Genomic DNA, 20298 nt, shown 5'->3' with positions numbered 1-20298 from the left:
CTGGACATAGCTGGCCGTCGCGCGGTCATCCTCGATCAGGAGAAGCTTCATGGGCGGAGTCTGAAGGTTCCTCGGCATCCGATCCAGGGGGATGTCAGTCTCGGCGATCGCCGCCAGCTGCCGGCGGGATCGACCGGCAGCTGGCGGGCTTGGCCGGCGCCTCGAGCGCGTCCACCGGGGGGCAGGTGGACCGCTCGGCGTCACCGCGCCGCCACGACCTAGATGCGGCCGAGAACTTTCAGGCGCGTGGGGCCGGCGTGAACTCGATTTCATGTTCGCGGCGGCTGGGGCTTCGGACATGCCATGATGAAACGGAATTCATCCTGCTCCCATGCGCACGACACCTGGCGGGTCAATCTGGTCAGCTCGCTTGGCGCCAAAGAGGAGCGCCCCCCAATGATCAAAACCATCCATGCAATTGTGATGGCGACAGCCGGACTGACAGCGCCGGCCATCGCCGTCGCACAACCCGTCGGTCCCACCCCGCCGCCGTTCGTCTACTACGTCGTCCCGTGCGGCGCTCCGGGCGCGATCGCGGCGACGCCAGCCTCGCCTCCATCCGCCGACCCGGCCCAGCCGGTGGACGCCGTCTGCGTCGTGCCGGTCGCCACCGGCGCGGGTCCGCCGCCCGGCCCGCGCTATTCGTCCTACGCTTACGACCCTTGGGGGCCGAGCTACTACTCCAGACCGTTCTACGGCTCCTTCGGCCTCAGCTTCTTCAGTGGCGGCCACGGTGGCGGCCACTTTGGCGGCGGCCATTCGAGCTTCGGCCGCGGTGGCGGTGGCCACTTCGGCGGTGGGCACGGCGGGGGCGGGCGCAGCCATTGAATCCAGTCACTGAACGCGCCGCCGCGCGGCCGAGGGCGCTCCCTTTACGAAAGGTCGTCGCAAGGCATCTCTGAGGGTGTAGCTTCGGGGGCTAGGGCGCGCACAGACGGGAGGAGCGGACGATGGAAACTTGGACCTATTCGGTCTTGCCGGTTCCCGGGGGCTGGGCGGTCGAGCAACCCTGCGGCCTACCGCTCATGTTTCTCTCCGGAGGGCGCGCGGAAGCCAAGGCCAAGCAACTCGCCCAACAGGCGGCGGCCCGGGGCAGGTGCGCCGAGCTCCTCGTCTTCGATCGCGACAATAGCCTTCTGGCCCGTCGGCGATACGCCCAGCATTTCGCTCCGCAGCTCTCGGAAGCGCCGCCACAAGTAGGTGAGGGCGAGGCGCGGCCTCCCGCGTAACCCCTTTAGGACCCGAGTGTCTGTGTGGGGTGACGGAGTCTTATGCGTCGCGAGGTCGTCCTGGTCGTGGAAGACGACCCCGCATGCCGGGACTTGATCTCAGAGATCCTGGCGGACGCCGGATATGACTGCTTGCAAGCCGACGGCGGCCGTGGGGCCATCGAGCTGATGGCGAGACGGCCGGACGTGCTGTTGACCGATCTGCTGATGCCGGACAAGGACGGCGTCGAAGTCATCATGGAGGTCCGCCGGCGTTGGCCCTTGACCCGGATCGTGGCGATGAGCGGCGGATTCGGGATCATTGAAGCCAGCCAGCTTCTTCGCACGGCCACCATGCTCGGCGCGGACGCTGCGCTGCTCAAACCGTTCACGACCGCGCAGCTCCTGGAGTGCGTGGCTGGGGCGCTCTCGACGCGCCGAGCGTGACCTATTGCCGCTTACACCCCAGCTTCTACGCACGCTGCTCGCAATGCCGCCAGCCCTAGCGGCTTATCGACCACCGGGTAGGGGCAACCCATCCGCACCTGTTCTGAGTTGCCGGTGATCATTACGGCGGGCAACGGGCCAAGGGCTCGAACAATTCGGGCGATCGCGTCCAGACCTGTCCCGCCCATGATCCGGAAATCAAGAGTCACCAAGTCCGGCCGCTGCTCACATGCCGCCCGAAGCGCCGCGTCGGGCTGTCCGCATAGTCGAATGACGAATAGCCAAGCTCTCGGAGCTGAGACTCGATCTCCAGGGCGATGACCATTTCGTCTTCGACGATCAGCACATGCCTGCCTGCCGCCCCCATAGCGCGCCTCCAGCCAATGTCCCTGCGAATCAGTGCGCGCCCGGAAGATTACTAGACGGTTATCGGCGCCGAGGTCGGAAGTTCGCAGCCGGCGACTGACGCGACGAGCGGCGAGGGCGGGGCCGTGGGCCCAAGGGCCTTAAGAACCGCGAGCGCCTGCAGCGTGCATGGCTCTTTCACTGCGACGACCGCCTGGGAGCTCACCGCGCGTTCGTGCGCAGACAAGGGGATCGCTCGGCGTAGCTTGCCCTCGCCTGCGCCGCTAGCCGGCGCGGACATGATCACAACGACGCCGAACTCTGGCTGACGACGGCCGGCGGATGACCGCGGGACAGCGCGATGAGATCTCGACGGGCCCCGGTGACCAGGGCGTGGCTTCGGGATGCTCCTCCCGCCAGATCAGACGTTCCACCACGGCCAGTCTCGCGGCGACCGAATCCAGGCTGATGGAGCCGGTTGCGGGGATCGACTGCAGCAAGGCCTCGCGCTGCTCGAATAGAACGTCCAAGCAGCCGTCGATGTCGCGGAGCTCCTTTGCCCAGGGCAAGGCCTGCTGCTCGGCAGCGCTGAGCTTGCACCAGGCGTGTTCCCTCACAAGCCAGCTTTCCAGCCTTGCCCATCGAGACTGGAGACGCTCGATCTTGGCGTTGACGGCCAGCCAACTCGCGCACCGCCTGGCTCCTTCGTCTGAAGGGACCGGTGCAGCGATCGACGGTATTGCGGCCGCCTCGCCGCGCCTTGCGGCGCCGGAGGCCGCTATTGATGTTCCCGCCAAGACAGCGCGCCGCGAGATTTCAGGCAGGCGCACGTTCCCGTCGCCCGCTTTTCGACGCGAGGCCATGACCGGAGCCTTCTAATCACCTATGATGATTTTATCATCGAACGCGGCTTGGAGCGCGTCAATATGAAATCTTCTTACAAGATAATAAAATGATCATTTCATGCTGACCGCAGCGCAAATCCGGGCCGCGCGCGCATTGCTTGGTTGGAGTCAGCCCGTATTGGCCAAGGCGTCGGGGGTGTCGCTTCCCACGATCGTCCGAATGGAAGGTCCGGTTGGACCGGGGCGCAGCTCGGCCGCCAATGTCGACGCCGTGCGCCGGGCCCTTGAGAACGCCGGCGTCGCGTTTCTGGAAGGCGACGACGCAGACGCGTTAGGACCGGGCGTACGGCTGCGGCTAAACCCCTAAAAGTCCGGAGTTTTCCGCGATAACTGATGGTAATTATCTTATAATCTATAACGAACCTTTAGGCGCAACGGCACTGCCGCCGCGCAACCGCCACATGGCGTCCATCGAGGTTCTTCGTTCGCTGGCGTCGCCCAACGGCCTGAGCGGCGCTGACGAAAAACTCGATCGCCCCGAGCAGGTACGCTTCGGCTCGATCAGGTCAGCCGCCCCCGGTTCAACACGCTCCGTCTCAGCTGGTTGTCATCCTGAACGAAGGGAGGGCGTCCGATTGAACAATATAGTATACCCCCCTATATTACATGAGACATGGAGGATTTTTGATGGGCCATACGGTTCGGGGGAAGAAAAAGCTCGTCGCGCGCGTACGGCGCATTCGCGGTCAATTGGAGGCCGTGGAGCGCGCCTTAGAGACTGAGACCGGCTGCGCAGAGGTACTTCAGCTGATCGCCTCCGTTCGCGGCGCCATGAACGGCCTCATGGCCGAGGTGATGGAAGATCACATCCGGATGCACGTCGTCGATCCGGCCAGCGACCCCGACCCTGAACGGGCTAGGGGCGCGGAAGAACTTATCGACGTCGTGCGCACCTACCTGAAATGACGAGGAAGCCGACCATGGCCGACCAATTGAATCGTGATCACTCCAGCCTGGCCGATCAGGCCGAAGCCCGAACGACCGCGCCGGCGGCGCTGAACGAGAAGAAGAACCCGCATCACGGCCATGATCACCATGGGCACGACCATGCTGATCACGAAGATGAGGACGGCCACGACCACGAGCATCCGTTCGAGTGGCAGGAGGCCTTGCGGATCGGCTTGGTGGCGGTCGCCGCGGCCCTCGTCTGGTTCCGGGTCTGGGAGCCCATCCCCACCGTGAGCGTGATCGGCGTCGTCGGCCTCCTGATCGGCGGCTGGCCGATCTTGAAGGAGGCGTTCGAGAACGTCCTGCAGCGGCGCATGACGATGGAACTGTCGATGACCATCGCCATCGTGGCGGCTGCCGCCATCGGTCAGTTCTTCACCGCCCTGGTGATCACCCTCTTCGTGTTGGTGGCCGAGGTCCTGGAGGGCCTGACGGTCGGGCGAGGGCGCAAGGCGATCCGTGATCTTCTGGAATTCCTGCCCAGCGAGGTTTCCGTCCGCCGAACCGGTTCCATTCGGACGATTTCCGCTGCCGAGCTGACCATTGGCGACGCCATCCTGGTGGCTCCGGGCGGCCGCATCCCGGTCGATGGCGCCGTCCTGTCCGGCAATTCTTTCGTCGATGAATCCCGCATCACCGGCGAATCGATGCCGGTGGAGAAGATCGAAGGCGCCGCAGTGTTCGCCGGGTCGATCAATCAATCGGGCGCGCTTGAAGTGCGCGCCGAGCGGATCGGGCGCGACACCAGCTACGGCAAGATCATCGAGGCGGTGGAACGGGCCGAGCGCTCGCGCGCACCCGTCCAACGCCTGGCCGACCGCATGGCCGGATACCTGGTCTATTTCGCCCTCGGATCGGCGGTGCTGACCTATCTGATCACCCAGAACATCACCTCAACGATTTCCGTGATTATCGTCGCCGGCGCCTGCGGTATCGCAGCCGGCACCCCACTTGCGATCCTCGGCGGCATCGGCCGCTCCGCTCGTCTCGGCGCCATCATCAAAGGTGGCGTCCATCTCGAAACGCTCGGCAAGGTCGACACTGTGGTGCTCGACAAGACCGGCACGCTCACCTTCGGCCGGCCGGAAGTTCAAGCCGTCGTAGCCGCCGCCGACGTCAGCGCCGAGGACCTGCTCGACGCGGCTGCCGCGGCCGAGCTGCGCTCCGAGCACCCGCTGGGTAAAGCCATCATCGCCCATGCCAAGGCCCAAGGTCGCCGGGTCGCTGAGCCTGAACACTTCGCCTACACGCCCGGGCGGGGCATCGCCGCCAAGGTGGCGGACTCCATGGTCCTGGTCGGCAACCAGGCCTGGATGCGGGACAACGGCGTGGTGATCACAGCGCCGCTCAACCTTGGCGTCGAGGCGGCCTCGGAGGTCTATGTCGCCAGGGGCGGAGTGCTGCTCGGCGCGATTGCCGTGGCCGACACCGTGCGCCCCGAAGCCAAGCGCGCGATCGAAAGCCTGACGGCTCTCGGGATCCGCACCATCCTGCTGACCGGCGATGCCCTTCCCGTTGCTCAGGCTGTGGGCCGTAGCCTCGGCATCAAGGAAATCGAAGCCGGCCTCCTGCCGGAAGACAAGCTCGCGCGAATCCAGGCGCTCATCCAGCAGAAGCGGACGGTCGCCATGGTCGGCGACGGTGTCAACGATGCACCCGCGCTGGCCGAGGCGAGCGTCGGCATCGCGATGGGGTCTGGGACGGACGTCGCCCAGGAGAGCGCCGACGTCGTGCTGCTGGGCAATGATCTTGTCCGTCTCGTGGAGACCCTCAAGGTGGCAAGGCGCACGCGGCGCATCATCTGGCAGAACTTCGCCGGCACGCTCGCGATCGACGCGATCGGGATAGGCTTGGCGGCCGTGGGGGTGCTGAATCCCTTGATGGCGGCATTCATTCACGTCGCGTCCGAAATGGCCTTCATCCTCAACTCGGCCCGGCTGCTGCCGCGCAAAGTTGGGGCTGAAGAGGGAAAGGCCCCGTCAACGCCTCTTGGGGTTCAGCCAGCGGCGGCCCACCCGTGAAGTCGAGCGATCCATGCATCAGCGTCTGCAGTTTTGATGGTCGATCGGGCTGGTGCATCGGCTGTGGTCGAACCGTCCCTGAAATCCGCGCCTGGCGGAAGATGCAACCTCGTGCTCGCCAGATGATGTCCAAGGATTTGAAGCGCCGTGTCGATCGGCTGAGCGAACAGGGGAAGGGCCACACCCTCAGCGATTCCGCATCGCCTCTCCGAGGCTCGCTGTCATGACTCAACGGAGAGATTGGTGATGTTGAGCGTTCTTGCGGACAGAACCTACAGGCACCTCTTCCTGGCGCAGGTGATCGCCCTGGTCGGCACCGGCCTGGCGACAGTGGCGCTGGGTCTGTTGTCTTACGACCTGGCCGGCGCGAACGCCGGCGTTGTGCTTGGCGGCGCGTTGGCGATCAAGATGATCGCCTACATTGGCGTCGGCCCCATCGTGAACGCCTTCGTCGATCGGCTTCCGCGACGAGCTTTCCTTGTGTCGATGGATTTGGTGCGCGCCTCTGTGGCCATCATGCTGCCCTTTGTCACCGAGATTTGGCAGGTCTACCTGCTGATCTTCCTCCTGCAATCGGCCTCAGCGGCGTTCACACCGACCTTCCAGGCCGCCATCCCCGATATCCTCCCCGACGAGGAACGCTACACCCGGGCGCTCTCGCTCTCGCGCCTGGCCTACGACATGGAAAGCCTAGTCAGCCCGATGCTGGCGGCTGCTCTGCTCACGGTCATAGGATTTCACTGGCTCTTTGGCGGAACCGTCGTCGGCTTCCTGGCTTCGGCCGCCTTGGTGGTCTCTGTTATCGTGCCACAGCCCAAGGCCGTGACGCGCGAAGGCGGAATCTACGCGCGCACCACGCACGGCGTTCGCATCTATCTCAGGACACCAAGGCTGAGAGGGCTACTGGCGCTCAATCTCGCAGCAGCGGCCGCCGGCGCCATGGTGATCGTCAACACCGTCGTCTATGTGCGAACCCTACTCGGCCGACCGGCCGACGACATGGCCTTGGCGCTGGCCGCCTTCGGCGGCGGTTCGATGGTCGCGGCCCTGCTGCTCCCGCGCGTGTTGGAGCGGGTGGGCGACCGCCCTGTTATGGTCGCCGCCTCCTGGCTTTTGACCGGCGCCTTGGGCGTAATGGCGCTGCTCACCGTTTCGCCCGGCGTGGACCAGTGGGTCTCGCTGCTGATCCTGTGGGCGATCATGGGGGTGGGCTATTCAGCCGTTCTGACCCCATCGGGGCGTCTCTTGCGGCGCTCGGCGACGCCTGAGGACCGCAGCGCGGTCTTCGCCGCGCAGTTCGCCCTGTCGCACGCCTGCTGGCTGCTGACCTACACAGTGGCGGGCTCTTTCGGAGCCGCCTACGGCATGGCGCCAACCTTCATAGCCCTCGCCAGCGTCAGCCTGGTCGGCGTGGTCGCCGCGCTCAAAGTCTGGCCGGCTGCCGACCCCGACGAGCTTGCGCACGTGCATCCGGACCTGCCGCCCCAGCATCCGCATCTGCGCGAGGGAGAGGGTAAGCCGGTCAGCACACGCGCAGCGCACGTGCACCCGTTCGTCATCGATGATCTTCACCACCATTGGCCGAAGGCGGGCATGTAGTCACACCCGTCGTCCGTCTTGCTTGGGCAAGCCGCACAACCTAGTACGCGTGTCGGGGTCACACGGTTTCGGGACGTAAGCGTCGTTCCCGGACCACCTCGGCGATCTCTCAGGACTTGGCTTTGCGGGCGAACGTCGCCTTGGCGGGGTTACGTCGGCGGGCGATGCGGCTGAGAGCGATCTTGAGGACGAGTTCGTCGATGGTATTGGGGTCGTAGCCGTCGAACCATTCGATGACGTCGGCGTGCTCGGGATGGTTGGGATCGGCCAGGGCTTCGAGGGCGCCGTAGAAGCCGGGGATGCCGCCGCAATCTTCGGGTGGAGCGGCGTGCTCGCCGGCGACGTAGCGGGGGTAGTCGGTGTCCGGGTCGCCGGGACGGACGTCGGAGAAGGTGAGCCGGTGCTCCCAGCTGTCGCCGAAGTCATAGGTGTAGTCGAGGACGGTCTTGCGGGGCTTGAGGACCTCGCGCAGGCGGACCTTGTCGGCCTTGAGGGTGGGTGGGCCACCCCAGTCGTCTCCGGGGATAGGCTGGCCGTAGCGCTGCTTGCCGAGCCGCAGCTCCCACAGGTGCTGATCGTACCAGCCCATGGCGGCCTGGACGACATCGTGAAGAACCTTGAGCGTGATCGAGGTCGGAACCTCGACCTGTCGCCAGATCAGGGGATCGGTGTCCAGGAGCTCGATCCGGAGCGTGGCGATCTCGTGAAGGCTGTCGGCGGCCGAGGTCATGGCGTCAGTGTGCCAAGTCCTCACGCGGGATTCCAGGGCAGCAGCCGATCGATCTGGCTCTGCGGGTGTCCGGCGACGATGCGGGTGATGACGCTGGCGATGTAGGCCTGCGGGTCGATGTCGTTGAGCTTGGCGGACTCGATGAGCGAGGCGAGGATCGCCCAGTGCTCGGCGCCGCCGTCCGAGCCGGCGAAGAGGCTGTTCTTGCGACTGAGCGCCAGCGGGCGGATGGAGCGCTCGACGATGTTGTTGTCGAGCTCGATGCGGCCGTCGTCGAGGAAGAGGGTGAGGCCTGCCCAGCGCGAGAGCGCGTAGCGGATCGCCTCTGCGAGCTTGGACTTCTGGCTGATCGTCGTGAGCTTCGCGCGGAGCCACGGCTCCAGCGCTTGGATCACCGGCAGGGACCTCTCTTGGCGGACGGTGTGCCGGACCTCGGGCTCAAAGGCCGCGGATCTCGCCCTCGATGGCGTAGAGCGCCTTGATCCGATCGAGGGCCTCGCTGGCGATCGGCGCGGGGCCGGCGGTGGCCAGCTCGTAGAAGCGCCGGCGCACGTGGGCCCAGCAGAAGGCGAGCTGGACCTGGCCCGTCTCCGCCAAGGGGCGATAGCCGCCATATCCATCCACCTGCAGGACGCCGCTGAAGCCGGCGAGGTGCGCCATCGGCCGCTCGGCCTTGCGATCTGGCGCGTAGACATAGGCCACGGCCGGCGGATCGGCCCCGCCCCACGGGCGGTCGTCGCGGGCGTAGGCCCAGAGCTGGCCAGTCTTGGTGCGGCCACGTCCGGGATCGAGCACCGGGGCCGTGGTCTCGTCGGCGAAGAGCTTGGGGGATCGTCGGAGGGTCTGCAGCAGGTGCTCGTGCACCGGCCGGAGAAGGAAGGCCGCGCGGCCGGTCCAGTCCGCCAGGGTGGAGCGATCGAGCTTGATCCCCTGGCGGGCGTCGATCTGGGCCTGGCGGTAAAGCGGCAGATGATCGGCGTACTTGCTGACCACCACATGGGCGACCGTGGCCTCGGTCGGAATCCCGCCCTCGATCAACCGGGCCGGCGCCGGCGCCTGGACCACCACATCCTCGCAGGCGCGGCAGGCGTACTTGGGCCGCCGCACCACCAGCACGCGGAACTGAGCGGGCACGATGTCCAGCCGCTCGGCCCGGTCCTCGCCGATCAGGTGCAGTGTGCCCGCGCAGCATGGGCAGGCCTTGTCCTCCACATCGACCACGGTCTCGATCCGGGGCAGATGCTCAGGCAGCGCGCCGCGGTTAGACCGGCGCTTGGCGGCGGTGGCGGCCTTCCGCGCCGGATCGCGGGCTTCGTCGCCGGCGGCCTCTGCCGCCACCTCTTGCTGGACATCTTCCAGCGCCAGCTCCAGCTGGTCGATCGGCAGGGTCTCGGCGCGGCGGCCGAAGCGGTGACGCTGCATCTCCTTGATGATCTGACGAAGCCGCTCCGCCTCGGCGGCGTGGGCGGCGCGCTCGGCCAGGATCAGCGCCTGAAGCGCTTCGACATCCTGTGGCAGAGCATCGGCCAGGCCCGTCATGGCCGAGAGTACAGCACATCAAACCAGCCGTGAGGCGCCCTCACGAACAGGCTGAGTCATCTCGTCGCAGGGCCTGAACATCACGCCGCAGCGACGGGGGTGCGGGTCCGCCGGGCCTGGTGCACCCGCCGCCAATCGAGGCCCTCCAGCAGGGCTCCGAGCTGAGCCGAGGTGAGCCGCATCACTCCATCCTGGATCTTGGGCCAGCGGAAGTCTCCGTCCTCCAGCCGCTTGGCGAACAGGCACAGCCCCGTGCCGTCCCAGTAGATCAGCTTGATCCGATCGGCGCGCTTGGCGCGGAAGACGTAGACCGTGCCTGAGAACGGATCGGCGGCCATTTGCTCGCGCACCAGCCCGGCCAGCCCCTCCGCGCCCTTCCGGAAATCCACCGGCCGCGCCGCCACTAACACACGGACCGATCCCGCCGGTCCGATCACCGGCCAGACCGCAGGGCGCCGATCACCGCCACCGCCATCCGCGCGTCGGCCTCCCGGCCGATCCGCACCCGCGCACCCACAAGCTCGATCTCGATGGCGCCGTCCGTCGCGGCCTTGTCAGATTCCGGCGCAGCGTCATCCACCACCACCTGGGCGAAGGCGGAGCGCCTCGCATCGCGCCGCCAGGTGAACACCTGCGTCTTCGCCAGGCTGTAGCGGTCGGCCACGTCGCCGACGCTGGTCTCATAGCTCTCCGCCACGATCTGGGCCTTGGTCTGTGCGCTCCAACGCCGCCGCTGGCCAGGACCTGTGAACACCTCGATCCGACGCGCCGCAGGCATCATCAGCACATCATCACCAGGCATCATCACCACACCAAGCCAAACCGGCTCGGACTCTCGATGATCAGATCAGCCGCGTGAAGGTGGGGTCGGGACGCCGCTTACTTCGGAACTCTGCACGGCGCCGCTCAAGGTGGCGATGGCGAAGCCGGCCGGGCGCCTGGACGCTCAAGCCTTCCCCGGCCACGCCGGCGCCACCTGCCCGTCAGCCACCGGCGGGGCACGGCCCGTCTCCACGCTGGGCGCAGACCCGCACCCGGTCTCCAGGCTCCAGACGCCAAGGGGCGGTGACCGTGTAGACCGAGCAGCGGTTACCCCGACCTGAGAGCCCCGAGACCGGCCCGGTTGCAGCGCCCAGCACTTGGCCATCACGTGAGACACGTTCGAGTCGCACCAGGTAGGGCGACATCGCAACGGACCTTCGACAGAGGAAGCCACGGAAGCGTAGAGACCCGCCGTCGTGCGTGACGCTAGGGGGCTCTAGTCGAAAGCCGGTGAGTGGGATCACTTCGCTGGCGACCTCCACTCGCTCGGCCGGCGCAGCGTTTGTGGGCTCGGCGATATGGACGAGCGCCAATGCGAATATTGAAGCTAGACGCACGATGTTGCTCCATTGGTAAAGCCTCGAAGCTCCGCGGCGAAAATCGGCAGCACAGCCAAAGGGTCCAGGCCGCCGCCCGAGATTTCATGCGCCGCGCCGTTGCCTTCGGCGCGCTTCTGCCTCGAGATCGCTCAGCATCGTCTCGACCACAGGTCCGAAGATCCTTCTGAGGAGCGCCGGCCGGAGCACGGCGACCAGTCCGGTGATCCGTACGAAATGGCGCACATGGGTCACGCCGCCGCGCGCGCTAGTCTCGAAGCCGATGTCCAGACCGTAGACAAAGCCCATGCCGAAGCGCCAGCCGATCGCCCGTAACGGCTCTCGCGTCGTCTCGCGTCCCGGGAAACTCCACGCCCGCTCGGTGCGGCCAGGCGTCCGGACGCGGATGCGATAGACGAGCTCGCCGGGCCGGTCGGGATCCTGCTGAAGGATCGCGGCCCCGGTCCACTTGGGGTAGCGCGGGTAATCGACCAGGGCGCGCCAGACGGCGCCCACCGGCGTCCTCACGTCCCGCTCGGCGTCCAGGATGACCATCCCTCTCACGTAGAGACCGGGGGCCGCCTAATCAGCACGTTTCACTTCCTTGTAGGCGCCGGACGTATCGAGCGTGATCGTCACGGTCTCTCCCGTGCGGTTGCGCCAGAACCAGCCGTGACTGCCCGTAAAGGCAGCCGCGAGTTCTCCTTCCTCTCGCTGTGAGGCGCCCTTGCCGTAGCCATGATACTTGACGCCGGGCCGGTCGGCGTGGGTGTCGAAGTTCACTCGCCCGCCGCTGCTCGACCATACGAAGCGAGCGCGTGCTCCCTCGTCCATCACGAGCTTGATCTCCGCGGCCGCGTCGGGCGCGAGGGTGATCACCGTCCTGTCCGACCGTTCGCCCCGTGCGGCGACGGTCGGAGTCGCGGCCGGGACGGAGCCGCCGGCAGGGGCCGCAACACGAGTGGCGGCGGCCGGCGTTGAACTAGCAGCGACGTCGGCTCGCGCGTCTGCCGCCGCTTCGGCGGCAAGTTGTCGTTTGATGCGCCCCATCTCGGTGAGGCCGAGCACCGAACCCACCCGTGTCGGGTCGACACCGTACTCCGCAGGCAGGACGGCAGTGGCAAGGAGGACCCCCGCGACGCCAGCGGCGAGCGCGGTCGAGCGGAGGAGTTTGCCTGTGGTGGGCAGCTCGGAGAGACGGGGCTTGTTGGCGTTGTGCATGGGTTGGTCTCCCTTCAGACGACGAAGAAGCCGACGAACTGATAGCCCGTCAGGATGAAGCCGAGGCTCATGAGGACGACGTTGGCGAGGTAGGCGTGCTTCCAGAAGCCGTCGGTGCGCCGCCAGAAGCCCATCGCAATGAGGATGGCGCCGAGCGCCAGAAGCTGGCCCAGCTCGACGCCGATGTTGAACCCGATGAGGTTCCAGACGAGGCCGTCCGAAGAAAGCTGAAAGTCCTGTAGCTTGGTGGCCAAGCCGAAGCCGTGGAACAGGCCGAAGATCAGGGTGGCGGCCTTGGTGTTCGGCTGAACGCCGAACCAGCGCTGGAATGCGCCCAGGTTGTCGAGGGCCTTGTAGACGACCGAAAGGCCGATGATTGCATCAATCAGATAGCTCGAGACGCTGACGCCGGTGAGCACGCCCAGCAACAGGGTCGTGGAGTGACCGACGGCGAACATGGTCACATAGATGCCGATGTCCTTCATCCGGTAGAGGAAGAAGATCACCCCGAACAGGAAGAGCAGGTGGTCGTAGCCGGTGACCATGTGCTTGGCGCCCAGGTAGACGAACGGCAGGAAGACCACGCCGGTCGTCTCCTGGATGTAGCCCTTGTCGCCGTTGGCGACCCCGTGGGCCAAAACCTGGGACAGGGCGCCGTCGACCAGCAGCAGGACCAGCGCGAGGAGAAGGGCGGCAGGTCGCCATCTGAGTAGGATGCTTGCTTGAAGCATGGAGCGAACCTCGAAGGGGTGGGCATGAAGGGGGTGGGCGGCCGCTCCCGACATGCGGCCGCCCCGACGGTGTGAAGGGGGGTCACACCGCCTTTCGGCTGTTGCGGAAGGGCAGATGGTCGAGCCAGGCGGGTCTTGGCCAGTCACTCCCGCGCTCGCGGCCGTGCACGAGGCTGTAGAGGGCGGGCAGCACCAGAAGCGTCAGGACAGTCGACGAAATGATCCCGCCGATCACCACGGTGGCCAGCGGGCGCTGCACCTCTGCGCCGGCCCCGACGTTCAGCGCCATCGGCACAAAGCCCAGGCTCGCCACCAGCGCCGTCATCAGCACCGGTCGAAGGCGGGTCAGGGCGCCCTCGCGAATGGCGTCGCGTACCGGCCTGCCTTCTTCGATGAGCCCGCGAATGAAGCTGACCATGACGACGCCGTTCAGCACCGCGACGCCGGACAGGGCGATGAACCCCACCCCCGCGGAGATCGACATCGGCAAGCCGCGAAGCAGCAGAGCCGCCACGCCGCCGGTGAGCGCCAGGGGCACGCCGGAGAAGACGATGGCGCTGTCCCGCCAGGACCGGAACAGGGCGAACAGCAGGGCGAAGATCAGCGCGAGGACCGCCGGCACGACGAGTTGCAGCCGCTTGGCCGCCGAGATCAGCTGCTCGAAGGTGCCGCCGTAAGTGACCCAGTAGCCGGCCGGCAGCTGGACCTCGCTCTCAACGCGCTGGCGAACGTCACCGATGAAGGAGCCAAGATCCCGGCCCCGCACGTTCGATGTGACGACGATGCGCCGCTTGCCGTTCTCGCGGCTGATCTGGTTGGGCCCCTTCTCAAGGCTGATCGTCGCGATCTCGCTCAGCGGGACGAAGCCGCGCGACTGGCCTTCGGCGGCCGGAAGCGGAACCTGGATACGACCGATGGCGTCGGTGTCGGAGCGCAGGTCCTCTGGCAGCCGCACGACGATGTTGAAGCGCCGGTCGCCCTCGAAGACCTGGCCGGCGATCGTGCCGCCCATCGAGGTGGAGATCACCTGCTGGACGTCATCGATGCTTAGTCCCAGACGGGCTATCGCTTGCCGGTCTGGTTTGATCTGCAGCACGGGCAAGCCCGTCACCTGTTCCGACTGCGCACCCGCTGTGCCGGGCACCGTCCCGACGATGTCCTCGATCTGCGATCCGAGCCGCACCAACTCCTCTAGATCGTCGCCGAACACCTTGATCGCGACGTCTGCGCGGACGCCTGAGAGCAGTTCGTTGAAGCGCATCTGGATGGGCTGAGTGAACTCATACTTGCTGCCCGGCACCGTCTGCACCGCGGCTTCAAGTTCGCGCACGAGCTGGTCCTTCGGCTTTCTCGGATCCGGCCAATCCTTGCGGTCCTTCAGCAGGATGAAGGTGTCCGCGACCGAGGGCGGAACCGGGTCCGTCGCCACCGCGGACGTGCCGATCTTCGCGACCACCCGCTCCACCTCGGGGAACTTGGCAATCCGCGCCTCCAGGGCGGTCTGCATCTGGATCGCCTGGCTGAGGCTGGTGCCCGGGATGCGAAGGGCGTGCATCGCGATGTCGCCCTCGTCGAGGCTCGGCACAAACTCCGAGCCCATTCGCGAGGCGCCGAAACCAGCGAGGCCGACCAGCGCCACCGCGGCGACGACCATCAGCGTCCGCGCCCGCAACGCGAAGTCGAGGGCAGGCTCGTACCCCGCCCGCGACCATCGCATGAGCGGGCTGTCCTTCTCCTGCACCTTGCCCGTCACGAACATGGCGACCGCGGCGGGGACGAAGGTCAGCGACAGGAGGAGCGCTCCGGTCAGAGCAATCACCACGGTGATCGCCATCGGATGGAACGTCTTTCCCTCAACACCGGTGAGGGCGAAGATGGGAACATAGACGAGGGTGATGATCAGCACCCCGAACAGCGAGGGGCGGATCACCTCGCTAGAGGCGGCCGCGGCGAGCGAGAATCGCTCGTCCCGGGTGAGCAGACGCCCGCGCTCATGCTGCGCCTCGGCGAACCGGCGCAGGCAGTTCTCGACAATGATCACCGCGCCATCGACGATCAGCCCGAAGTCCAGGGCCCCCAGGCTCATGAGGTTGCCCGAAACTCCCGCCTGCACCATGCCGGTGATGGTCATGAGCATGGTGATCGGGATGACCGCGGCGGTGATCAGCGCCGCCCGGAAGTTCCCGAGCAGCAAGAAGAGGACAACGATGACGAGCAGCGCGCCTTCGACCAGGTTCTTCTCCACCGTACCGATCGCGCGCTCGACCAGGTCCGTTCGGTCGTAGACCGGAGATGCGATGACGCCGTCCGGAAGGGCGCGCGACGCTTCAGTCAGGCTCTTGGCCGCCGCCTGCGCGACCACCCGGCTGTTCTCGCCCGCCAGCATGAGAACCGTGGCCAGCACGGTCTCACGGCCATTCTCGGTGGCGGCGCCCGTCCGAAGTTCCTCGCCCATTCCGACATCGGCGACTTCCGCCACGCGGATCGGCACACCGCCGCGCGTGGCGATGACGATGGCGGACAGGTCCTCCGTCGTCGAAGCCTGGCCCGGGACTCGGATCAGGTACTGCTCGCCGTAGCGCTCGACATAGCCCGCGCCGACGTTGGCGTTGTTGCGTCCCAGCGCCTCCACGACGTCCGCCATCGTGACCCCGAAGGCGGCCAGTCGCTCAGGGCGCGGCGTGACATGATACTGCCGCTCGAACCCGCCGATCGTGTTGACTTCGGTGACGCCGGGCGTGTTGCGCAGCTGCGGGCGGATCACCCAGTCCTGCAACGTCCGCAGATCCTCGGGCGTGTAGGCCTTCCCGTCCGGCTTGCGGGCCCCAGGCTTCGCCTCGATCGTATACATGAAGATTTCGCCGAGGCCGGTGGCGATCGGCCCGAGCTCGGGGGAGATCCCTGCGGGGAGTTGAGAGAGCGCCGTCTGCAGGCGCTCGTTGACCAACTGGCGTGCGCGATAGATGTCGGTGCCATCCTCGAAGACGACGGTCACCTGCGATAGCCCGTAGCGAGAAACCGACCGTGTGTATTGCAGGCCCGGCACGCCTGCGATGGCCGTCTCCACCGGGAAGGTGATGCGCTGCTCCGCCTCAAGAGGAGAGTATCCGGGCGCTTCCGAATTGATCTGGATCTGGACATTGGTGATGTCCGGCGTGGCGTCGATCGGCAGGCGCTGGAAGCTCCAGACACCGATCACCGAAGAGATCAGGGCGATCGCCAGCACGACCCAGCGGTAACGGATCGAGAGCGCGATGATGCGTTCAAGCATGAGTATGCGCTCCTAGTGATCGTGGCTCGCGCCGGACTTGTCGATGTCCGCGCGGATGAGGAAGGCGCCGTCGACTACATATTCAGTCCCCGGCTCGAGGCCCCCCAGGACCTCGGTCCATTCAGGCGTACGGCGGCCGATCTCCAGCATCCGCACCTCGTAGGTATTTCCGACCTTGGCGTAGACCACCTCGAAGTCTCGGAACGGCTGGATGGCCTTTGTCCGCACCGCCAGCGGCGCCGCGGTCGCGCCGGTCTGCACCGTTCCCTTCACGCCCAAGCCGGGTCGCCAGACATCGACCGATCCGGTGATCGGCACGTGGGCGACCAGGGTCTGGTTGGTCAGGTCCGCCGTCGGAAGGATCGCTTCGATGCGGCTGGTCAAGCGGTGATCGCCGGCCAGACTGGTGACCTCCACCGCCTGACGCACGCGCACGCGCTCCGCATCCCGCGGGTAGAGGAAGAACTCGGCATGCAGTTTCGTCGGGTCGGCCACGACGAGCATCGCCTCCGACCCCGTGACCCCGCCGACTGTCACGTTCTTCTCGACAATCACGCCTGAGATCGGCGCGGCAACCGAGTAGGTTTGCAGGCTGTCACTTGATTCAACCCGCGCCAGCACCTGCCCCCGTCGGACCCGCTGCCCGAGCTCGGCGTTCATCGAGACGACGCGCCCGGGGTAGCGCGCGATCACATCGCTTCGCCCTTCCGGCGTAATCTCGATACGCCCATTGAGTGGTAGCGACTCGCCGATCTGCCCTGGACCCGCGCGCTCTGTCGTCACACCGCCGGCGCGCGCAGCGTCCGCGGTGATGGTCGTGCGCCCCTCATATGAAGCATAGGTCCACTTGTGCTGCTGGCCGCCTTGGGTCGCGGCCACGCTGACGTCGAACGAGTGCGGCTCGCGGACGATGGACGGACTCGTCAGATAGTCCGCCTCAGGTGTGAAGGTGAAGCGATCGACTTTTGGGCCAAGGCGGGTGAGGGCGATGCTCGCCTGCACCTGCTTTGGGTCAACTGGCTTGTCCTTGAGGTAGGGATACAGCCGGAACAGCGGCGCAGGTCCTTCTTCGTACAAGGTGATCTCCAGGGCGAAGTCACCACTTCGCAGCATGCGGCCGCGGTGAGGGCCGCGCTCATAATCGGCTGCGGCGGCCTCAGCTTTCTCCGCCTCCGGAGCTTTGCTGGCGGACTGGCCACAAGCGGCAAGCGCCGTGGCGAGGAGGAGGACGGCGGACAGGCGCGTGCGCCGGCGGATCAGGGTGGCGTGCATCAGCGACGCTCCGCGTTCAGGTTGGAGGAAGCGAGCGCCATGTGGCGCCCGGTGAGACGGTCGAGCGCCGCCTGATCGGTATGAAACTGCCGTAAGACGACGACTCGGCGGGCTCGCGCATCCGCCAGGGCCCGTTCGGCCTCGGCCACATTGAGGTACTGGAAGCCGCCCCGATTGAAGCCTTCGCGAACCTGCTCGACAGCCCGAATGGCGCTCGGAATGACCTCAGCCCGCAGCCGTTCGGACTCCATGGCCGAGGCGGCCAGCCTCGCCGTCAAGCGCGCGATCTCGCGCTGGCGCACAATACGCTCCGCCGCGAGGTCTGCTTCGGCCGCATTGCGCTCGGAAAGTGCCCGCTCGACCCCCGCTTTGTTGGTGTCGTACAGCCGCAGCGGGATGGCGCCGCCTACGACAAAGGCCACGTCTCGCCCGTCGCCGAAGTAACGGACGCCGGCCCGCACGGTGGGGTCCACGACCGAGCGGGACCGCTCGATCCGTATGTTGGCGGCGGCCACCTCGCGTTCGGACTCCAACAGCGCGAGATCCGCTGTAGCGACGGACCCGGGCGCTGAAGGCGGCGTCACGGAGAAGAAGGTCTCCAAGTTGAGCGTGAAGTCCGGCGAACCTCCCCAGAAGCGGGCTAGCACCGCTCGCGCGTTCTGCGCCGCCACCCGCGCCTGATCGCGTTCGACCTCGGCCTGCGCCGCGATGGACTCGGCGCGCGATCCGGCGAAGAGCGGGTCACGGGCAGCGCGCACGCGGCGATCGACGTCGGTCTGAGCGCTGCGCGCGGCGATCAGCCGGGCTTCTGCGATCAGCAAGTCCGCCTCTGCGGCGAGCGCATCGGCGTAGGCCACCTGGACATCTCGCAGAAGATCGAGGCGGCGGACATCGCGGCGGCGGCGAGTGACCTCGGCGCTTGCTCTGGCTAAACCCACGCGCGCCTCGCGCTTGCCGCCTCGCTCGAGGACTTGCTGATAGCTGAGGGTCGTCTGGCTGCCGCCCAGCATGGAGTAGGGGCCGCTCCCGGCGAAGTTCTCCGTCTCGAATCCGAGTGACGGGTTTGGCTTGACGCCGGCCTGGCGGATGTTCGCCTCGGCCGCGGCGAGGCGCGCCTCCCAGCCTGACACCGCGGGATCCGCAGCGCTGGCCAGGGAAAGCGCCTCAGCAAGGTTCAGGTTCGGTGCGACCGCAGGCGATGGAGATGGGGATGGAGATGGAGGTCGAGCTGGAAATGGCTGTGCGAACGCCGAGGATTCTGCTGTCAAGGACAGGACAAGACTCGCCGCCAACGCCAAGCCCGGCCGCGCAGACGCGCGACCTACACGAAATTTGGTCATGAGATTTCTCGAAGGTGTTGATCAGGCGCGCGGCCGGATCACCGCGCTGCTTAGGCTTTGTTGCTTCGAGCTTTCGGAGGCCGCTTCAGGCCAAAGGTTAGGGATGGCGGCGCGCCGTCGTTCGCTTGGGCGAACACGGCTGCAGATCGCATCTGTACGACGGCATCGAGCGTCGCCGTCGCGATGTGAGCCACCTGCGGACCTTCCGCGTGGTGGTGGTGCGACCCCGGATCGTGGTCACCAGAGCGGCCGTCTTCGCTATCCGGAGCGGCGCGATCATGATTCAAGCCGTGATCGTCTGAAGCGCTTGCGAACTCAGATACGGGCGCTGGATGGTCAATCGACAATCCGTGCTGAATATCGTTGATCATCGACTGCGACCGTTGCACGGCGACAACTGCGCTAAGGGCCATCAAAATGATGACCAGCACATTCCGCACGGACACTAGGCGCGTTGACGATAGCACGGAAAACCCCCGATCCGCGCTACCTAGCCGAGCGCTTCCTGGATTGCAAGGCGACATTGCGCCACTAGTCCGTCTTGTGGGTTCGCCCTAAGAAGGGAAGGGGCCATGCGCGTCGTATATTGTGCCGCTTAGATGTCTGGTCCCGGTGTATGTGGGGGACTCAGCTTAGCTGAGTACGCACACATCGGGAGGGGCTATGGGACAGATACTCCACGCCTGAGCCACGACCACGCACGCCGCCGGAGCTGCGATGCAGCGATCGAAAGCTCCGGTCCAGCATTGACGCCTACGTCGCCTGCCGCGGCGAGGATGACGGCCACACGGCGTCCTTCCTGATTTGTGACTGCTGTGGGGTCCTCCAGGATGTGTCGACACCAACGGACGACCTGCTGAACGCGATCAGCCGGCAAAGCGCCTTGCCGAGCCCGTTGATACTCGCAATGAGCGACGAGCCTTCCGCGAAGCGAAAGTCAATGCCGGAACCCGGCGGGGCGCCTGGGAACAGACGATAGTTCTCGACCCGCAGAGCGGTAACGTCGGAAGCGCAGTCATCGGCCCGATCTGGGTTGCGGCCTAATGTTTAGCTAGCTGGACTTGCTCCGGCCTATTGACCTGAGTCCGCAACTCCCACGACGCGAGTGGTCCACGGCGAAGATCCCGTCACGCCGGCGGCGAGCGAAGCCCAGCGCCTGCGGAAATGGGTTGAGCTGTGGTCAGACGGCAAGTTCGAAGACCGCTTTTCGCCATTTCCGATGCTATCCCTAGGACCAGCGTTAGACGTCGCGACTTTCGCCCTCCGTGGCGCCGAAGCTCTCGCGAACCATCGCCGCTTGCGCTATGATGTCGGTGCTCGAATTGACTGCGACTGGGCGGGCTCAGTAAGCCTCTGAAATTCC

At 66.3% G+C, this 20298-nt stretch carries 20 protein-coding genes and 1 pseudogene; 7 read left to right on the top strand and 14 right to left on the bottom strand.

Annotation, left to right across the window (positions count from 1 at the left end; genetic code table 11):
- Window positions 1-423: 423 nt before the first annotated feature.
- Together AX690_RS03595 and AX690_RS03585 are read left to right on the top strand one after the other, a co-directional pair.
- Entirely contained in the window at window positions 424-828 is a 405-nt protein-coding gene (locus AX690_RS03595) for a hypothetical protein (RefSeq protein ID WP_156449556.1), read from the top strand.
- Between the two features lie 443 nt (window positions 829-1271).
- Complete coding sequence (locus AX690_RS03585) at window positions 1272-1655, top strand: response regulator (RefSeq protein ID WP_066680747.1); 384 nt, start codon at window positions 1272-1274, stop codon at window positions 1653-1655.
- Between the two features lie 11 nt (window positions 1656-1666).
- Here the strand turns inward: AX690_RS03585 and AX690_RS24185 are convergent, their stop codons facing one another.
- From AX690_RS24185 to AX690_RS22685, 3 genes are all read right to left on the bottom strand, one after another.
- Complete coding sequence (locus tag AX690_RS24185; RefSeq protein ID WP_369798167.1) at window positions 1667-1927, bottom strand: response regulator; 261 nt, start codon at window positions 1925-1927, stop codon at window positions 1667-1669.
- Window positions 1861-2001: a hypothetical protein gene (locus tag AX690_RS23560; protein WP_231732104.1), complete on the bottom strand. Its 141-nt coding sequence runs from the start codon at window positions 1999-2001 to the stop codon at window positions 1861-1863. The genes AX690_RS24185 and AX690_RS23560 overlap by 67 nt, the downstream gene beginning before the upstream one ends.
- 283 nt (window positions 2002-2284) lie before the next feature.
- The gene (locus AX690_RS22685; RefSeq protein ID WP_156449555.1) at window positions 2285-2863 is read right to left on the bottom strand and encodes a helicase; all 579 of its coding nucleotides are present in this window, start codon (window positions 2861-2863) and stop codon (window positions 2285-2287) included.
- 100 nt (window positions 2864-2963) lie between these two features.
- Here AX690_RS22685 and AX690_RS22005 point away from each other — a divergent pair, with 100 nt between their 5' ends.
- The 5 genes from AX690_RS22005 to AX690_RS03560 all read left to right on the top strand — a co-directional run bounded on the left by AX690_RS22005 (window position 2964) and on the right by AX690_RS03560 (window position 7473).
- On the top strand, window positions 2964-3212 hold the full coding sequence (locus tag AX690_RS22005) for a helix-turn-helix transcriptional regulator (RefSeq protein WP_082769480.1): 249 nt from the start codon (window positions 2964-2966) through the stop codon (window positions 3210-3212).
- 320 nt (window positions 3213-3532) lie between these two features.
- Window positions 3533-3811 carry a metal/formaldehyde-sensitive transcriptional repressor gene (locus AX690_RS03570; protein ID WP_066680741.1) on the top strand — a complete coding sequence of 93 codons (279 nt, stop codon included), beginning with the start codon at window positions 3533-3535 and terminating at the stop codon, window positions 3809-3811.
- Window positions 3812-3825: 14 nt separating this feature from the next.
- Window positions 3826-5874, top strand: a complete 2049-nt coding sequence (locus AX690_RS03565) for a cation-translocating P-type ATPase (RefSeq protein ID WP_082769482.1) — start codon at window positions 3826-3828, stop codon at window positions 5872-5874.
- Window positions 5871-6101 (top strand): DUF1289 domain-containing protein, encoded by a 231-nt coding sequence (locus AX690_RS24180; RefSeq protein WP_082769479.1) that lies wholly within the window; start codon window positions 5871-5873, stop codon window positions 6099-6101. Before AX690_RS03565 ends, AX690_RS24180 begins: the two co-directional genes overlap by 4 nt.
- Window positions 6102-6120: 19 nt before the next feature.
- Window positions 6121-7473 carry an MFS transporter gene (locus tag AX690_RS03560; RefSeq protein ID WP_066680739.1) on the top strand — a complete coding sequence of 451 codons (1353 nt, stop codon included), beginning with the start codon at window positions 6121-6123 and terminating at the stop codon, window positions 7471-7473.
- Window positions 7474-7582: 109 nt separating this feature from the next.
- On the opposite strand, the gene AX690_RS03555 is transcribed toward AX690_RS03560, so the two are convergent.
- The 11 genes and pseudogenes from AX690_RS03555 to AX690_RS22680 all read right to left on the bottom strand — a co-directional run bounded on the left by AX690_RS03555 (window position 7583) and on the right by AX690_RS22680 (window position 19366).
- Window positions 7583-8227 carry a plasmid pRiA4b ORF-3 family protein gene (locus AX690_RS03555; protein ID WP_231732103.1) on the bottom strand — a complete coding sequence of 215 codons (645 nt, stop codon included), beginning with the start codon at window positions 8225-8227 and terminating at the stop codon, window positions 7583-7585.
- Window positions 8224-9742: pseudogene (locus AX690_RS03550) on the bottom strand (IS66 family transposase). The gene AX690_RS03555 and the pseudogene AX690_RS03550 overlap by 4 nt, the downstream one beginning before the upstream one ends.
- An 80-nt stretch (window positions 9743-9822) precedes the next feature.
- Window positions 9823-10146 (bottom strand): IS66 family insertion sequence element accessory protein TnpB, encoded by a 324-nt coding sequence (gene tnpB / locus AX690_RS03545; protein WP_255357050.1) that lies wholly within the window; start codon window positions 10144-10146, stop codon window positions 9823-9825.
- Window positions 10147-10175: 29 nt separating this feature from the next.
- Window positions 10176-10547 carry a transposase gene (locus AX690_RS03540; protein WP_066680736.1) on the bottom strand — a complete coding sequence of 124 codons (372 nt, stop codon included), beginning with the start codon at window positions 10545-10547 and terminating at the stop codon, window positions 10176-10178.
- Window positions 10548-11205: 658 nt separating this feature from the next.
- Complete coding sequence (locus tag AX690_RS03535) at window positions 11206-11655, bottom strand: SRPBCC family protein (RefSeq protein ID WP_066680734.1); 450 nt, start codon at window positions 11653-11655, stop codon at window positions 11206-11208.
- Window positions 11656-11682: 27 nt separating this feature from the next.
- Complete coding sequence (locus AX690_RS03530) at window positions 11683-12321, bottom strand: transmembrane anchor protein (RefSeq protein WP_066680732.1); 639 nt, start codon at window positions 12319-12321, stop codon at window positions 11683-11685.
- Window positions 12322-12335: 14 nt separating this feature from the next.
- On the bottom strand, window positions 12336-13052 hold the full coding sequence (locus AX690_RS03525) for a HupE/UreJ family protein (protein ID WP_066680729.1): 717 nt from the start codon (window positions 13050-13052) through the stop codon (window positions 12336-12338).
- Window positions 13053-13134: 82 nt separating this feature from the next.
- On the bottom strand, window positions 13135-16323 hold the full coding sequence (locus AX690_RS03520) for an efflux RND transporter permease subunit (protein WP_066680727.1): 3189 nt from the start codon (window positions 16321-16323) through the stop codon (window positions 13135-13137).
- Window positions 16324-16335: 12 nt separating this feature from the next.
- Complete coding sequence (locus tag AX690_RS03515) at window positions 16336-17595, bottom strand: efflux RND transporter periplasmic adaptor subunit (protein WP_066680722.1); 1260 nt, start codon at window positions 17593-17595, stop codon at window positions 16336-16338.
- Window positions 17595-18935 (bottom strand): TolC family protein, encoded by a 1341-nt coding sequence (locus AX690_RS03510; protein ID WP_082769477.1) that lies wholly within the window; start codon window positions 18933-18935, stop codon window positions 17595-17597. The genes AX690_RS03515 and AX690_RS03510 overlap by 1 nt, the downstream gene beginning before the upstream one ends.
- A 50-nt stretch (window positions 18936-18985) precedes the next feature.
- Window positions 18986-19366 (bottom strand): hypothetical protein, encoded by a 381-nt coding sequence (locus AX690_RS22680; protein WP_156449554.1) that lies wholly within the window; start codon window positions 19364-19366, stop codon window positions 18986-18988.
- Between the last annotated feature and the right edge of the window lie 932 nt (window positions 19367-20298).

The organism is Caulobacter sp. CCH9-E1 (genome assembly GCF_001556515.1).
GTDB lineage: Bacteria > Pseudomonadota > Alphaproteobacteria > Caulobacterales > Caulobacteraceae > Caulobacter.
The sequence above is the reverse complement of the archived record's forward strand: the minus strand, read 5'-3'. Positions and strand labels throughout refer to the sequence as shown.

Bases quoted from the DNA above. Each gene is read 5' to 3' on its own strand.
- AX690_RS03570 (WP_066680741.1), top strand. From the start codon at position 3,533: ATGGGCCATACGGTTCGGGGGAAGAAAAAGCTCGTCGCGCGCGTACGG.
- AX690_RS03540 (WP_066680736.1), bottom strand. From the start codon at position 10,547: ATGATGCCTGGTGATGATGTGCTGATGATGCCTGCGGCGCGTCGGATC.
- AX690_RS22005 (WP_082769480.1), top strand. From the start codon at position 2,964: ATGCTGACCGCAGCGCAAATCCGGGCCGCGCGCGCATTGCTTGGTTGG.
- AX690_RS03510 (WP_082769477.1), bottom strand. From the start codon at position 18,935: ATGACCAAATTTCGTGTAGGTCGCGCGTCTGCGCGGCCGGGCTTGGCG.
- AX690_RS03565 (WP_082769482.1), top strand. From the start codon at position 3,826: ATGGCCGACCAATTGAATCGTGATCACTCCAGCCTGGCCGATCAGGCC.
- AX690_RS03585 (WP_066680747.1), top strand. From the start codon at position 1,272: ATGCGTCGCGAGGTCGTCCTGGTCGTGGAAGACGACCCCGCATGCCGG.
- AX690_RS03595 (WP_156449556.1), top strand. From the start codon at position 424: ATGGCGACAGCCGGACTGACAGCGCCGGCCATCGCCGTCGCACAACCC.
- AX690_RS03530 (WP_066680732.1), bottom strand. From the start codon at position 12,321: ATGCACAACGCCAACAAGCCCCGTCTCTCCGAGCTGCCCACCACAGGC.
- AX690_RS03560 (WP_066680739.1), top strand. From the start codon at position 6,121: ATGTTGAGCGTTCTTGCGGACAGAACCTACAGGCACCTCTTCCTGGCG.
- AX690_RS22685 (WP_156449555.1), bottom strand. From the start codon at position 2,863: ATGGCCTCGCGTCGAAAAGCGGGCGACGGGAACGTGCGCCTGCCTGAA.
- AX690_RS03515 (WP_066680722.1), bottom strand. From the start codon at position 17,595: ATGCACGCCACCCTGATCCGCCGGCGCACGCGCCTGTCCGCCGTCCTC.
- AX690_RS03525 (WP_066680729.1), bottom strand. From the start codon at position 13,052: ATGCTTCAAGCAAGCATCCTACTCAGATGGCGACCTGCCGCCCTTCTC.
- AX690_RS03520 (WP_066680727.1), bottom strand. From the start codon at position 16,323: ATGCTTGAACGCATCATCGCGCTCTCGATCCGTTACCGCTGGGTCGTG.
- AX690_RS03535 (WP_066680734.1), bottom strand. From the start codon at position 11,655: ATGGTCATCCTGGACGCCGAGCGGGACGTGAGGACGCCGGTGGGCGCC.